This window comes from Mesorhizobium sp. 113-1-2, assembly GCF_016756475.1.
GTDB lineage: Bacteria > Pseudomonadota > Alphaproteobacteria > Rhizobiales > Rhizobiaceae > Mesorhizobium > Mesorhizobium loti_C.
Genome location: NZ_AP023242.1, coordinates 6,909,462 through 6,923,818 on the forward strand (window position 1 = coordinate 6,909,462; position 14,357 = coordinate 6,923,818).

The 14,357-nt window shown below is 63.9% G+C and carries 13 protein-coding genes; 3 read left to right on the forward strand and 10 right to left on the reverse strand.

What is annotated here, in order from left to right; all coding sequences use genetic code 11:
• Nucleotides 1-62 precede the first annotated feature (62 nt).
• The 4 genes from JN279_RS33335 to hisS all read right to left on the reverse strand — a co-directional run bounded on the left by JN279_RS33335 (nt 63) and on the right by hisS (nt 5,438).
• The gene (locus tag JN279_RS33335; protein WP_096454513.1) at nt 63-1,835 is read right to left on the reverse strand and encodes an AMP-binding protein; all 1,773 of its coding nucleotides are present in this window, start codon (nt 1,833-1,835) and stop codon (nt 63-65) included.
• A 102-nt stretch (nt 1,836-1,937) separates the two neighbouring features.
• Nucleotides 1,938-2,636, reverse strand: a complete 699-nt coding sequence (gene hisG, locus JN279_RS33340; RefSeq protein ID WP_096454511.1) for an ATP phosphoribosyltransferase — start codon at nt 2,634-2,636, stop codon at nt 1,938-1,940.
• Complete coding sequence (locus JN279_RS33345; RefSeq protein WP_096454509.1) at nt 2,633-3,754, reverse strand: ATP phosphoribosyltransferase regulatory subunit; 1,122 nt, start codon at nt 3,752-3,754, stop codon at nt 2,633-2,635. The genes hisG and JN279_RS33345 overlap by 4 nt, the downstream gene beginning before the upstream one ends.
• 178 nt (nt 3,755-3,932) lie before the next feature.
• Nucleotides 3,933-5,438, reverse strand: a complete 1,506-nt coding sequence (gene hisS / locus JN279_RS33350; RefSeq protein WP_096454507.1) for a histidine--tRNA ligase — start codon at nt 5,436-5,438, stop codon at nt 3,933-3,935.
• Between the two features lie 250 nt (nt 5,439-5,688).
• Here hisS and JN279_RS33355 point away from each other — a divergent pair, with 250 nt between their 5' ends.
• Nucleotides 5,689-5,940 carry a hypothetical protein gene (locus JN279_RS33355; protein ID WP_096454505.1) on the forward strand — a complete coding sequence of 84 codons (252 nt, stop codon included), beginning with the start codon at nt 5,689-5,691 and terminating at the stop codon, nt 5,938-5,940.
• 3 nt (nt 5,941-5,943) lie between these two features.
• Here the strand turns inward: JN279_RS33355 and JN279_RS33360 are convergent, their stop codons facing one another.
• Complete coding sequence (locus JN279_RS33360; RefSeq protein ID WP_096454503.1) at nt 5,944-6,582, reverse strand: DNA-3-methyladenine glycosylase I; 639 nt, start codon at nt 6,580-6,582, stop codon at nt 5,944-5,946.
• Between the two features lie 215 nt (nt 6,583-6,797).
• Here JN279_RS33360 and JN279_RS33365 point away from each other — a divergent pair, with 215 nt between their 5' ends.
• Together JN279_RS33365 and JN279_RS33370 are read left to right on the forward strand one after the other, a co-directional pair.
• Complete coding sequence (locus JN279_RS33365; RefSeq protein ID WP_096454501.1) at nt 6,798-7,529, forward strand: L,D-transpeptidase; 732 nt, start codon at nt 6,798-6,800, stop codon at nt 7,527-7,529.
• Between the two features lie 256 nt (nt 7,530-7,785).
• The gene (locus tag JN279_RS33370; protein WP_096458693.1) at nt 7,786-8,706 is read left to right on the forward strand and encodes a bifunctional 5,10-methylenetetrahydrofolate dehydrogenase/5,10-methenyltetrahydrofolate cyclohydrolase; all 921 of its coding nucleotides are present in this window, start codon (nt 7,786-7,788) and stop codon (nt 8,704-8,706) included.
• Nucleotides 8,707-8,715: 9 nt separating this feature from the next.
• On the opposite strand, the gene JN279_RS33375 is transcribed toward JN279_RS33370, so the two are convergent.
• The 5 genes from JN279_RS33375 to JN279_RS33395 are packed head-to-tail and all read right to left on the reverse strand — an operon-like array spanning nt 8,716 to nt 14,346.
• A complete protein-coding gene (locus JN279_RS33375) occupies nt 8,716-9,780 on the reverse strand; it encodes a hypothetical protein (protein WP_202351318.1) in 1,065 nt (354 codons plus the stop codon).
• On the reverse strand, nt 9,752-11,050 hold the full coding sequence (glcF, locus tag JN279_RS33380) for a glycolate oxidase subunit GlcF (RefSeq protein WP_096454497.1): 1,299 nt from the start codon (nt 11,048-11,050) through the stop codon (nt 9,752-9,754). The genes JN279_RS33375 and glcF overlap by 29 nt, the downstream gene beginning before the upstream one ends.
• Before the next feature lie 11 nt (nt 11,051-11,061).
• Complete coding sequence (locus JN279_RS33385; RefSeq protein WP_096454495.1) at nt 11,062-12,267, reverse strand: FAD-binding protein; 1,206 nt, start codon at nt 12,265-12,267, stop codon at nt 11,062-11,064.
• Nucleotides 12,264-12,845, reverse strand: a complete 582-nt coding sequence (locus JN279_RS33390; protein WP_202351319.1) for an ASCH domain-containing protein — start codon at nt 12,843-12,845, stop codon at nt 12,264-12,266. Before JN279_RS33390 ends, JN279_RS33385 begins: the two co-directional genes overlap by 4 nt.
• A gap of 4 nt (nt 12,846-12,849) precedes the next feature.
• Complete coding sequence (locus JN279_RS33395) at nt 12,850-14,346, reverse strand: FAD-linked oxidase C-terminal domain-containing protein (RefSeq protein WP_202351320.1); 1,497 nt, start codon at nt 14,344-14,346, stop codon at nt 12,850-12,852.
• Nucleotides 14,347-14,357: the final 11 nt, after the last annotated feature.

Here is a 14,357-nt window from a genome sequence, read left to right on the forward strand (position 1 = left end):
AAGCCCCTGTGCGCTTCTGCGAACCTTGGCTGCATTCACGCACCGACAGATCGAAGCGTTTTTCACGCGGTCTTCTGCGTCACCAGCCCCAGTTCCTCGACCATCGCCTGGCGCATCAGGAACTTCTGCGGCTTGCCGGTCACCGTCATCGGCAATTCGGTGCGGAAGCGGATGTGGCGGGGGATCTTGTAGTGGGCGATCTGGCCCGCGCAGAAGTTTCTGATTTCCTGTTCGGTGGCGATCTGTCCGGGCTTGAGCACGATCCAGGCGCACAGTTCCTCGCCATACTTTTGGTCGGGAATGCCGAACACCTGCACTTCCCTGACCTTGGGATGGCGGTAGAGGAATTCCTCGACCTCCCTGGGATAGACGTTCTCGCCGCCGCGGATGACCATGTCCTTGACCCGGCCGACGATGTTGCAATAGCCCTCGGCGTCGATTGTCGCGAGGTCGCCGGTGTGCATCCAGCCGTCGGCGTCGATCGCCTCGCGGGTCTTTTCGGCGTCGTCCCAATAGCCTTTCATCACCGAATAGCCGCGCGTGCAGAGTTCGCCCGGCGCGCCGACCGCAACGGTGGCGCCATCGGCATCGATGGCCTTGACCTCGACATGAGGATGGATGCGGCCGACCGTCGAGACGCGTTTTTCCAGCGGGTCGTCGACGCCGCTCTGGAAGGACACCGGGCTGGTCTCGGTCATGCCATAGGCGATGGTCACCTCGGACATATGCATCAGCGACACCACCTTCTTCATCACCTCGATTGGGCATGGCGAGCCGGCCATAATGCCGGTGCGCAGGCTGGAGAGATCGAAGCTTGCGAAATCCGCATGGTCGAGCATGCCGACGAACATGGTCGGCACGCCATAGAGGCCGGTGCAGCGCTCCTGCGCCACGGCCGTCAGCGTCGCGCCGGGGTCGAAGCCCTCGCCCGGAAACACCATGGTCGCGCCCTTGGTGACGCAACCCATCGTGCCCATCGACATGCCGAAGCAATGATAGAGCGGCACCGGGATGCAGAGCCGGTCGTCAACGGTGAGCTTGATCGCCGAGGTGACGAAATTGCCGTTGTTGACGATGTTGTGGTGCGTCAGCGTCGCGCCCTTGGGTGCGCCCGTCGTGCCCGAGGTGAACTGGATGTTGATGGCGTCGTTCGGCTTCAGCCCCTCGGAAATTCGGTCGAGGCTGTCATGCTCGTCGCGGCCGGCCATGGCCAGCACGTCGGCGAAATTGAACATGCCTGGCGAATTGTCCTCGCCCATGCGGATGACGATTTTCAGCGCCGGCAATTTTTGCGCCTTCAGCTTGCCCGGCGTGGCCTTGGCGATCTCCGGCGCGAGTGTCTCGATCATGCCGAGATAGTTGGAAGTCTTGAAACTGGCGGCCGTGACCAATGCCTTGCAGCCGACCTTGTTCAGCGCATATTCGAGTTCGGTCAGCCGGTAGGCCGGGTTGATGTTGACCAGGATCAGGCCGATGCGGGCGGTGGCGAACTGCGTCACCAGCCATTCCCAGCGGTTGGGCGACCAGATGCCGACACGGTCGCCCTTTTCGAGACCGAGCGCCAGGAAGCCCGCGGCCAGCGCATCCACCGTGTCCGACAGCTCGCTCCAGGTGAAGCGCTTGTCCTGGCCGACGAAAACGGCGGCATCCTGCGTGGCGTATTTGCTGGCGGTGTCGGAGAAAAGCGCCGGAATGGTCTTGTCGAGCAACGGCACCTTGCGCTCGCCCGAGACATGCGCCCTGCCATCGACGGGCGCGATAAAGACGCTGCCGGCGCGCGCGCCGCGGCCGCGCAGATTGGTGGCGTTCTTCAGCTCGTCGAGATTAACCGGCATCGCTGTCTCCTCCCCAGGCCGCATCGAGTCTATCAGCCCGGCGGGGCAGTGGAAATCCTATCGATGGTACTGAGAGTTCTGTGCCGCTGGAGGGCGGGATCGCTATCCGACCGCCGCTGCCATCTTCGCAGCGATGTCGCGCAGCAGCGCCTCATCTGCTGCCGCACGCGCCTTCTTCGACGCCACCAGACAGGCCTGCGACTTCAGCACCACACCGTCGCCCAGCACCTTGAGGTGGTTGGCGCGCAGGGTCGAGCCGGTGGTGGTGATGTCGACGATGACATCGGCAAGTCCAGCCGCCGGCGCGCCTTCCGTGGCACCCAGGCTCTCGACGATGCGATAGACCTGGATACCGTGCTTCTGCGAAAAGAATTGCTGCGTCAGCCGCCAGTATTTGGTGGCGATGCGCAGCCGCCGTCCATGGCGCTGGCGGAAATCGGCCGCGACGTCGTCGAGATCGGCCATGGTGTCGACATCGAGCCAGATCTCGGGCACCGCCACCACGACATCGGCATGGCCGAAGCCGAGACGGGCAACGATCTCGGCGCGGGCTTCCCAGTCGGCGAGGTTTTCGCGCACCAAATCCTCGCCGGTGATGCCGAGATCAACCGCGCCCTGGCCGATCTCGCCCGATATTTCGGAAGCCGACAGGAAGGCGACCTCGACATTGTCCAGGCCCTCGACGCGGGCGTGATATTTGCGCTCGTCGCCGGGCAGGCTGATGGCGAGGCCGGCCTTGGCCAGCACCTCCAGCGCCTGCTCCTTGAGCCGGCCTTTCGATGGGATCGCCAACGTGATCATGATGCCGTCTCCCGCAACGCCTCGATGCGGTCGAGCCAGACGGAAAAGCCGACGCCAGGGATGGCTGTCTTGGCGCCAAGCAGCGTCAGCAGCCGGTCGTAGCGGCCGCCGCCGGCCAGGGGACGCTCGCCGCCTTGCGCCGCGATTTCGAAGACCACACCGGTGTAATAGTCGAGCGGACGGCCGAAGGCGGCGTCGTAGCGGATTTTCCCGGCCGGCAAGCCATGCGCCTCGATCGCCTTGGCACGGGCGGCGAATTTCTCCAGCGCGGCACCCAGCAACAGCCCGGCACCGGCGGCAAAGCTTTCCAGCGCCTCAGCCGCGCCATCGAGCGGCACGTCGATCGCCAGAAAGTTCTTCAGGGCCGCGAAGGCCTCGTTCGACAGCCGCACGCTGCGCAATTCGGCTTTCTCGATCAGCCGCCGTGCAATGTCCGTGGGCGAGCGCCCGGCCGATGCCGACAGGCCGGCCTGTTCCATGCCACCGGCGATGTGTGCCGAAAGGCCTTCGATATCCCCGTCTAGGACAAGGGCGGCGACCTCGCCAGAGAGCTGGCCGTTGCGCGGCGGATTGGCGAGATCGGCAAGTGCAGCCTGCAGCATCGGCGCCGAGCCGAAGGCACGGGCCAGCCGCATGCGCCAGCCGCGCGGCAGGCCAAGCGCGGCCAGCACCGCCTCGAAGATACCCTGGTCGCCAAGCGTGATCGTCAGCGCCTGGCCCGGCAGTACCAGCGACAGCAGCGCATGCGCGTCGGCCACGGAGCGGGCATCGGCTTCCGCCGTGTCGCGATCGCCAAGATCCTCGATGCCGGCCTGGAAGAACTCGTTGCCGCCTTCGCGGCGCTGGCGAAACACTTCGCCCAGGTAGGAATAGCGCCGCGGCGTGCCGGCCTGCGAGCTTATATGGTCGAGACAGACCGGAATGGTGAATTCCGGCCGCAGGCACAATGTCTGCCCGGTCTCGCTTTCGGTGAGGAAAATGCGACGGCGCAGATCCTCGCCGGCCATGTCGAGGAACGGGTCCGCCGGCTGCAGGACGGCGACCTCGACCGCGTGTGTGTCGCGCGCGGCGAAGAGGTTTGTGATGTCGGCTGCGATGGCGGGGTAGCGGGAGGTCATGGATAGGATGGGCGCGAGGCACCCCCCTCTGTCCTGCCGGACATCTCCCCCTCAAGGGGGGAGATCGGCAGCTTGAGGCTCGGCGCCTCTTCTTCAACGCGGGAGATTGGCGAAAGCCCAAACGACATCCAATCTCCCCCCTTGAGGGGGAGATGGCCGGCAGGCCAGAGGGGGGTGTTCAAGCGCCACCCTTTGCGCGATCGGCAGCCTGCGCCACCAAAATCTTCTTCACCTCGGCGACCAATTCACCTTCCGCCACCGTCACCTGCGCCGGGCGGGCGGCGCGCCATTCGGCATTGTCGGTGATTTCCGCCGACATGCGCGCACCTTCGATCAGGTCCTTGATCTGCAGCTCGCCCTTGGCGCGCTCGTCGCCGCCCTGGATGATGGCGACCGGGCAACCACGCCGGTCGGCATATTTCAGCTGCGCCTTCATGCCGGCGCCGCCAAGATACATTTCGGAACGGATGCCGGCGGCGCGCAGCTCGCTCACCATCTTCTGGTAGCGGCCGAGGCTGTCGGTGTCCTTGTCCATGACCAGGACGACGACCGGCGCGATCACATCGGCGCTGTCGAGCTTGCCGAGATTCTTAAGCGCCGTCATCAGCCTGGAGACGCCAATGGAAAAACCGGTCGCCGGCACCGGCTCGCCGCGGAAGCGCGAGACCAGACCGTCGTAGCGGCCACCGCCACCGACCGAGCCGAAGCGCACGATCTGCCCGTCCTCATTGGGGATTTCGGCCAGCAGCTCGGCCTCGAGGACCGGGCCGGTGTAGTATTCGAGGCCGCGCACCACGGAGCGGTCCATGGCGATACGGTCTTCGCCATATCCCGCCGCCCTGACCAGGGCTTCGATCGTCGCGAGTTCGCTGACACCTTCCTGGTAGGTTGCGTTCGAATTGACCATTGAATCCTGGCCGGCTTGTGCATTTCTCGCCGTTGCCTGCAGAACCGCCTCGGCTTGCCCGTTGTTTAGCCCGGCGCCCTTGGCGAAGTCGCCTTCGCCTTCCTTGCCGCCATCCCAGCGGCCAGGGCCGAGCAGCAGCTTCACCCCTTCCGGCCCGAGCTTGTCCAGCTTGTCGATGGCGCGCAGCACGGTCAGCCGGCGGCCGGCATTCTCTTCGCCGCCAAGGGCGATCGCCTCCAGCACGCCATCCAGCACCTTGCGGTTGTTGACGCGGATGACGTAGTCGCCGCGTTTGATGCCGAGGGCTTCCATGACGTCGGCCATCATCATCGCCATTTCGGCGTCGGCGGCGACGCCCGGCGTGCCGATCGTGTCGGCGTCGAACTGCATGAACTGGCGGAAGCGGCCGGGGCCGGGCTTCTCGTTGCGGAACACCCAGCCAGAGCGGTAGCTGCGGTAGGGCTTTGGCAGGCGCTCGTAATTCTCGGCGACGAAACGCGCCGTCGGCGCGGTCAGGTCATAGCGCAGCGACAGCCACTGGTCGTCATCGTCCTGGAAGGAGAACACGCCTTCATTCGGCCGGTCCTGGTCGGGCAGGAATTTGCCGAGCGCATCGGTGTATTCGATCAGCGGCTGGTCGGCGGGTTCGAAACCGTAGAGCTCATAGACCGAGCGGATCGTCGCCATCATCTTCTCGACGGCGCGGATGTCCTCGGCGCTGCGGTCGGCAAAACCGCGCGGCAGCCGCGCTTTCGTCTTTTCCGATTTGTCGGCCATGAATTGGGCACCTGATGTTTCGTGGCTTCGTGGCTCGGTAAATTTACCGCGTCCCACAGCGCGCGTTTCCTAACCGATGCAGCCGATAGCGGCAAGGGTGGCACCCTAGGTCTGTCCGGACCCGAAATGGACAGAGTCGAACCTCCTTGAAACGAAAATGCACCGAAAATGAAACAATCCCGCCATGGGCGCGGCATCGTGCCGACACAATCTCGGCCGATACAGCGCAGGACATGAAGGGGTTCGGGACATGACCAGCGCAGTGAAATTCCATGCCAACAGCGATGCCGGCGAATTGCCTGCGCGCCTGCGCCCGGCCGGCACCCATGCGCCGAAACCGGTTGGCCAGGCCGCCGGGCCGTTCGACGTACCGGCCGACACCGGCAAGGGACCTTCCCTGCGCGACGCATTGGTGACCGGCCTGCTGGTGATCTATCCGACGGTGGCTACAGTAGTGGCGATCATCGCCGGCCTTTTCCTGGCCAGCGCCAACGGCACCTGAACGCTACGCCGGCCGCTTGAACGCCTTGCGTTCCTTCTCGACCTGCTTGCGGCAGACACAGCCTTCGAGATGGTCGTTGACCAGGCCCATGGCTTGCATGAAGGCATAGACCGTGGTCGGACCGACAAAACTCCAGCCGCGCTTCTTCAATTCCTTCGAAATCCGAACCGAGACCGCCGTCGTCGGGTTGGCGCGCAGATGGGCGAGGTCGACAATTTTGGGCCGTTCCTCCTTGCCGGGTTCGAACTTCCAGAACCAGGCTGCGAGCGAGCCGAACTCGTCGACCATCTCGCGGGCGCGTTTGGCGTTGTTGATGGTCGAGACGATCTTGCCGCGATGGCGGATGATGCCGGCATTGCCGAGCAGGCGCTCGACATCCTTGTCGGTGAAGGCGGCGACCTTGTCGAAGTCGAAGCCGGCGAAGGCCTCGCGAAAATTCTCGCGCTTGCGCAGGATGGTCAGCCATGACAGGCCCGACTGGAAGCCTTCAAGGCAGATCTTTTCGAACAGCCTGCGGTCGTCGGCCACCGGCCGACCCCATTCATGATCATGGTAGTGGAGATAGTCGGGCAGGTTGCCGTGCCAGAAGCAGCGCGCGACACCGTCGGGGCCGGCAAGCAGGCCGGTGTTTTCATGGCTCATTGCGAAAAATCCATCCGTTAACGCGCCTTTGCGCTGCATTTACTGTGGCTTTACCAGATTCCTGAACCCGGCGGTAACCACACCAAAAGGTTTACTGACAAAGCCGCATTTTACGCATTCCGATTCATGTTTCGGTTGCTGCTTGCGCGCCAATGATCGCTGAACCGGGGAGCGTTTCCACCCGGTTTTATCAAGACGATCAAGGTGCGTTCCCGATGAAGAGAGTTTTGTTTTCCGTGCTCGGCGCCGCGGCCGTGTTTGCCGGCGTCACACCCGCAGTTGCTGGCGACCGTTATGCCGACAGGCCGCCGGTGATGGTGAGCCCCGACCTTTCCGCCCCCTGGGTGCTGCAACTTGGCAATGCACCCGGCATCGTGCGGCAGAACCGCCAGCAGCCGCGCCTGCGCTACGCGCAACCGGCGCAACCCGATCGCGTGCAGACGGCCGCTGTGCAGGCACCGGCCAAACGCATGGTGATGCGCCCGCAGATCAACCCGATCTACCTGCCGCAGGAAGTCGCCTATGACGGCCCGCAGAAGCCGGGGACGATCGTCATCGATACGACGCAGAATTTCCTCTTCCTGGTCGAGAAGAACGGCAAGGCACGGCGCTACGGCGTCGGCACCGGCAAGCCCGGCTTCGAATGGTCGGGCACGCACAAGATCACCAACAAGCGCGAGTGGCCGGACTGGCGTCCGCCGGCGCAGATGATCAAGCGCGAAGCCGCCAAGGGCCGTTATCTGCCGACCTATCTGGCCGGCGGTATCGAGAACCCGCTCGGCGCGCGCGCGCTCTATCTCGGCACGACCGAGTACCGCATCCACGGCACCAACCAGCCCTGGACGATCGGTGGCGCGGTGTCGTCGGGCTGTATCCGCATGCGCAACGAGGACGTGGTCGACCTCTATGAGCGGGTCAATGTCGGAACCACGGTCGAGGTGATATAGTAGCTCCAGCGAATCACCAGATCAGGAAACACATCGTTTCCTGAAGTCGGAAGGAATAACGGGGGACGGGCCGTATGGGGATGCGGTCGGTCAGGAAGGGCAGCACGGGAAACCGCGCTGCCCTTCTTTTTTGATCGACGTCTGCGACACGGCCCGCGTCGTTGCGTCGCGCAAAGACATGGCGGTTCGCTTTCGTGCTGCCATTTTCGATGGTCTTTTGCTATGTCGGCGCCAACGCAAGAAAAGAGCCCCATCCATGTCCCTGTCCGACGACAGCCGCTATCTCAAGGGCGGCCCGGTTGCCCAGCGCATCATCGCCGCCGTGCGCGAGGATGCGGCGATTGCCAAGGCCGAGGGTTTTCCACCCAAGCTGATCTCGATCACCGTCGGCGATACCGATGCGGTTGACGTCTATGTGCGCAACCAGCGCGCCAAGGCCCAGCTCGCCGGCATCGATTTCGAGGAGCGGCGTTTTCCCGCCACCATCACGTCAGGTGAACTGGAAGCGGCCATCCACGGACTGAACGCCGATCCGCGCGTCACCGGCATCATCATCCAGCGGCCGGTGCCGGCGCATATTTCGGTCAAGACGCTGCAGGCGGCGGTGCATCCGCTCAAGGATGTCGAAGGCATGCACCCAGCCTCGATCGGCAACATCGTCTACAACCAGCTCGATCTGGCGCCCTGCACAGCAGCTGCCTCTGTCGAACTGCTTAGGGAAACCGGACTTGACCTCAAGGGGCTGGAAGTGGTCATCGTCGGCCATTCGGAAATCGTCGGCAAGCCGATCGCCTTCCTGCTGATGAGCGAAGGCGCGACGGTGACGGTCTGCCACCACATGACGCGATCGGTCGCAGCCCATGCCCGGCGCGCCGATGCGCTGTTCGTCGCCGTCGGCAAGCCGCGGCTGATCAAGGCCGACATGGTGAAGCCGGGGGCTGCCGTCATCGACATCGGCATCAATTCGGAGATCGGGCCGGACGGGACGAGCCGCATCGTCGGCGACGTCGACACCGAAAGCGTGCGCGAGGTCGCCTCCTGGATCACGCCGGTGCCGGGCGGCGTCGGCCCGATCACGGTGGCGATCCTGCTGCGCAACACGATGGTGGCGCTCAGCCGCCAGCGCGCGCTCTATGAGGCGACCTACGGCACGGCGGACAGGCTTGCGGCGGAGTAACTGCTTCCGTCAGGTGTATTGCGGCACATGGCATGTGATCCGGGATTCTTCGTCCCAGAAAACGTAAAGCATGCCGCCGCTGCCCCAGAAGAAGCCGGCCAGCGAATCGAACTGGAGAAGAAATTTCATTTCCCGATCCGTTCCGGGAACCCGCGGAAATTGCGGCCCCTGAACCCATGATGGCAAGCCGCCAAGCCGAAACAGGTTTTGCCGCGAATTGCTGATCCCATACGACTGCCTAAGCCAGCGCGGCGGCGTGGGTGCAAGACGGACAGTGCTTTCCGCTGTGGCTGGATCCGACGTGAAATCATAGGCGGAATGGAACGGCGCTATCGGTGTCGGCACGCCGGCAGCGTCGTGGGAATAGTAGGTCGGCTCGAGAGAATTCGTACAGGTTTCGATACAGAGCCTAGGAACGGATACCGTCGGGTCTCCAAAATCGTCCAGGGTAACTAGGTGTGTCAATTTCTGCCGGCAGATCGGGCACGTTGCCGAACCCATGCCGCCGACAGCATATGGCCGTCCGATAGTTGGCAGATGCCAGGTAGGGTGATTGTGGTGCGCGGGAAAGGGCGAGTCGCCCGGAGAGCCGCCTTCGAAGACAAAGTGTTGACAGATTGGCGGTGAACGCGGATCGGCGTGCTCCTGCCAATCTGCAAAATCGTAACTGGTGGCCAGCACACTGTCTGGAAACAGGTCTGGGGCCTGCAGCATGGCATGGGACAATAGGTCTTCAACATCTGTGCCGCGTTTCGCTTCCCCTTGCAGAAAAAATGCCAGGCGGGCCAGATGGGCGTCGTCGAGAAATGAAACGGCGTCGTTAATCAGAGTGATTTGCTGAACATCAGCCTCTACCGCCGCTTTGATCAGTGCAAACAGGAATTCGGACCCGTCCCTAAAATGTCGAGCGATGATTGCTTCGCATTCGGCATAATGGGCTTGAAAAGTCGCGGGCGATCGATCCGACAGCAGCCGAACGATCGTTTCAATTTCCTCGGACTCTGAGTTGGGCATGCCGGCAGTCCCATCAATGGGTGTGCCGCAATCAAAGCAATTTTGGCGGCTCTCCGCCATAGGCCCAGTCCAGCAGCTTGATCGTGTGCACCACGGGCAGCTTCGCGGCCGACGCGATCTGCGTGATGCAGCCGATGTTGCCGGTGGCGACGATTTCCGCACCTGTCGCCTCGATGTTTTTCACCTTGCGATCGCGCAGTTTTGCCGAAATCTCGGATTGCAGGATGTTGTAGGTGCCGGCCGAGCCGCAGCACAAATGACCCTCGCGCGGCTCGCGCACGATGAAACCCGCCTTGGCCAACAGTTCCTTTGGTTGGCGGATGATCTTCTGGCCGTGCTGCATCGAGCAGGCCGAGTGATAGGCGACGACCGTGCCCGGTTTGCGCACCGGCTCCGGCAGGTCGAGGCTCGCCAGATATTCGGTGATGTCCTTGGCCAGCGCCGAGACGCGCGCGGCCTTGTCGGCATAGGCCGGATCAAGCCGCAGCATGAAGCCATAATCCTTGATTGTCGTGCCACAGCCCGAGGCGGTGATGATGATGGCATCGAGCCCGCCTTCCTCGATGGCGCGCGTCCAGGCATCGACATTCTGCCTGGCCGAGGCAAGCGCGGCCTCCTCGCGCCCCATATGGTGAACCAGCGCGCCGCAGCAGCCCTCGCCCGGCGGCACCACGACCTCGACGCCGAGCCGCGTCAGCAGCGAAATCGTCGTGTCATTGATGGCGGGATCAAGCACGGATTGCGCGCAACCGGTGAGAATGGCGACGCGGCCCTTTTTCGTCCCCTGCCCGGGATGGACGCCCGGGGAGGCCATCGGTGAAGCTGTGGGGATCGACCCCGGCGCGAGCTTGAGCATCGCACCGAGAGGCTTCAATGCCGGGACCTTTTCGAGCAAGCCGATGAACGGCTTTCCCAGCTTCGCCAGTTTGAGCGCGGCGCGAAAGCGCTGGGGATAGGGCAGCACGAAGGCCAGCATGGCACGGGTCAGCCGGTCAACCAGCGGACGCTTGTAGGTCTCCTGGATATGGGCGCGGGCATGATCGACCAGATGCATGTAGTTGACGCCCGAGGGGCACGTGGTCATGCAGGCCAGGCACGACAGGCAGCGGTCGATATGGGTGACGATTTCCTTGTCGGCCGGACGGCCGTTTTCCAGCATGTCCTTGATCAGATAGATGCGCCCGCGCGGCGAATCGAGTTCGTTGCCGAGCGTCACATAGGTCGGGCAAGTGGCGGTGCAGAAGCCGCAATGCACGCATTTGCGCAGGATCTTCTCCGATTCCGCGACATGCGGATCGGCGAGCTGGGCAAGGGAAAAACTGGTTTGCATTTGCTGATTTCCTAGGCCATGCGGCCGGGATTGAGGAGGTTCCTCGGGTCGAATTCCTGCTTCAGCCGCTGGCTGAGCGCGGCCAACGCCGGCGGCTGCGGCTCGAAGACAGGCAAAGCGGCGCGATGGGCGGGGGCGGCGCGCACCAGCGTCGCATGCCCGCCGCCATGTTTGCGCAACAGGCCGCGCAGCAAAGAAGCTTCAGGGTCGCCCTCTTCCATGCGCAGCCACACCAGCCCGCCCTGCCAGTCGTAGAAGGCACTGACGGCCGCTTGCATGCGCAAGGTCAGAACCATCTGATGCGCGTGAAAGGGTGCCATCGACACGCGCCAGACCGGTTTCTCGGTGCCGTCGGCGAAAGGCCTGATATCGCGCACATCGCGCCAGATCAGCTGCGAAGCCTCGCCGGCAATCTCCTCCAGCGGCCCGGCCTTGCCGAGCAGTGTCTTCAGCCGGGCGATGCGGTAGGCGACGGACGGGCCAAAACCTTCGACGCGCAGCAGCGTTGCGGCCTCACTGCCTAGCGCGCCGCCGGCGACACGCGCGGCAATGCGCTCGGGCAGATGGGCGGCACTCGACACTTCCGCACTGGAGCCGAGCGCCAGGGCCATGACGTTTGCCGCGGCATCGTCGAGCAGACCACGGATGGCGAGCGTGACTTCAGTCTCGGCAGCCGGCAGCACCTTGAAGGTGACGTCGGTGAACACGGCCAGCGTGCCCCAGCTGTTGGCCATCAGCTTCGACATGTCATAGCCGGTGACGTTCTTGACCACGCGGCCGCCCGACCTGAAGGCTTCGCCACGGCCCGACACGACGTTAATGCCGAGGATATGATCGCGCGCCGCCCCCGCCTTCAGCCGGCGCGGACCCGACAGGTTCGCGCCAAGCACGCCGCCGATCGTGCCCTTGCCGGGCTCGCCGCCGAGCAACGGGCCGTAATCCATCGGCTCGAAGGCCAGTTGCTGGCCGTTTTCCGCCAGCAGCTTCTCGATCTCGGCCAAGGGCGTGCCGGCCTTTGCCGACAGCACCAGTTCGGCGGGCTCATAGAGGGTGACGCCGGTGAGTTTCGACAAATCGAGCGTATGCTCCGTCTGCAGCGGCCGGCCAATGCCGCGCTTGGAGCCGTGACCAAGGATTTCGATCGGCGACTCTTCCACCACCGCCCAGGTCACGGAGGACAGCACTTCGTCTGACGTGGTCGGGGTGAAAGTCGTCAAAGCCTGTGCTCCCTGAGTTTTTCGAGCACGGCTTCGCCCCTTGGCGACAGCCGGTAACCGACCTCGAGGCTCTCGGTGAGACCGAATTCCCCAAGCTTGCGGACATCCTGCTTGAACTTCAGCTTGTCGACGCCGGCGTGCGCCGCGAGGACGGCGGCCGGCACTTCTGGATTGGCGCCGATAGCCCGCAGGATCGACGGGAAGTAGCCGGGTGATGTCTTGTCCCAACGGGCAAAGCGCAGAGTCAGGGCGTGCCAATCCTCATCGGAAAGGCCCTCGTTGCGTGGGGAAACGCGTTCGTCGGGTTCGATGCCGTTGAGTTCGATGCGATAGACTGGAGTGCCGTTATCGGGCCCAAGCATCGCCTGAAGGGCTCCAAGTGTCGGAAGGCCGGCCGCGGTCGCATCCTTTTCGGTTAACGCGAACATGTCCACGATCGCGATGTCGCCGATCAGCACGACGCCCGACCCCGTCCGCACCCGCCCGCCGGCCTTGACCGTCGGCCGCTTCCAGCGGTGAAAGGCGAGCGTCACTTCGCCCGACGCAATGGCCGCAAGGGTCTGGTGCCGGAACAGCATCCCTTCAAAACCTCGGAATCTCCGGGAACGCAACCTGTCCCCGGTGCACATGCATGCGCCCAAGCTCCGCGCAGCGGCGCAGTTGCGGGAAGACTTTTCCCGGGTTGAGCAGATGGTTGGGATCGAAGGCGCATTTGACGCGCATCTGCTGGTCGAGATCGACCTGGTTGAACATTTCCGGCATCAGGTCGCGCTTCTCGACGCCCACGCCGTGTTCGCCGGTGAGCACGCCGCCGACCTTGACGCAGAGCCGCAATATGTCGGCGCCAAAACTTTCGGCCTTGTCGAGTTCGCCGGGAACATTGGCATCGTAGAGGATCAGCGGATGTAGATTGCCATCGCCGGCGTGAAACACATTGGCGACGCCGAGACCGTATTTCTGCGACAGTTCGCGCATGCCGGCGAGCACACGCGGCAGTTCCTTGCGCGGAATGGTGCCGTCCATGCAGTAATAGTCGGGCGAGATGCGGCCGACCGCGGGAAATGCCGCCTTGCGCCCGGCCCAGAAGCTCAGCCGCTCCTGCTCGGACTGCGAGATGCGGCAGGTGGTCGAACCGTTGCGGATGGCGATCGCCTCGACCGCGGTGATGAGATGATCGACCTCGACACCCGGTCCGTCGAGCTCGACGATCAGCAGCGCCTCGACATCGAGCGGATAGCCGGCATGGACGAAATCCTCCGCCGCGTGGATCGCCGGCCGGTCCATCATCTCCATGCCGCCCGGAATGATGCCGGCGCCGATGATGTCGGCGACGCACTGGCCGCCCTGTTCGCTGGTCGGAAAGCCGATCAGCAGCGCGCGCGCCGTCTCCGGTTTCTTCAATATGCGGACCGTGACTTCGGTGACGACGCCGAGCAGGCCTTCCGAACCGGTCATGACGCCAAGCAGGTCGTAGCCTTCGGCGTCGAGATGGCTGCCGCCTAGCCGCACCACCTCGCCGTTCATCAGCACCATCTCGATGCCGAGCACATTGTTGGCGGTGAGGCCGTATTTCAGGCAGTGCACGCCGCCGGAATTCTCCGCGACGTTGCCGCCGATCGAGCAGGCGATCTGGGAGGATGGATCGGGGGCGTAGTAGAAGCCCTCCTGCTCGACGGCGATGGTGATGCCGAGATTGGTGACGCCCGGCTGAGCGACGACGATACGATTGGGGAAATCGATCGTAAGAATACGGTTGAAACGGCTCATGACCAGCAGCACCGCATCTTCCAGCGGCAGCGCACCGCCGGACAGCGAGGTGCCGGAGCCGCGCGGCACGACGCGGATGTTACGGTCGTTGCAGTATTTCAGCACGCGGGAGACCTGCGCCACCGTCTCGGGCAGAACGACGACCAGAGGCAATTGCCGATAGGCGGTCAGGCCATCGCTCTCGAAGGCGCGCATGGCATTGGCCGCGTCGACCACGCCCTCGCCCGGCACGATGATGCGCATGTCGGCGACGATCTCGTCGCGCCGGCGCATCGTGGCGTCATCTGGTTTCGGCATGGCCAGGCCGGACATCAGCAGTCTCA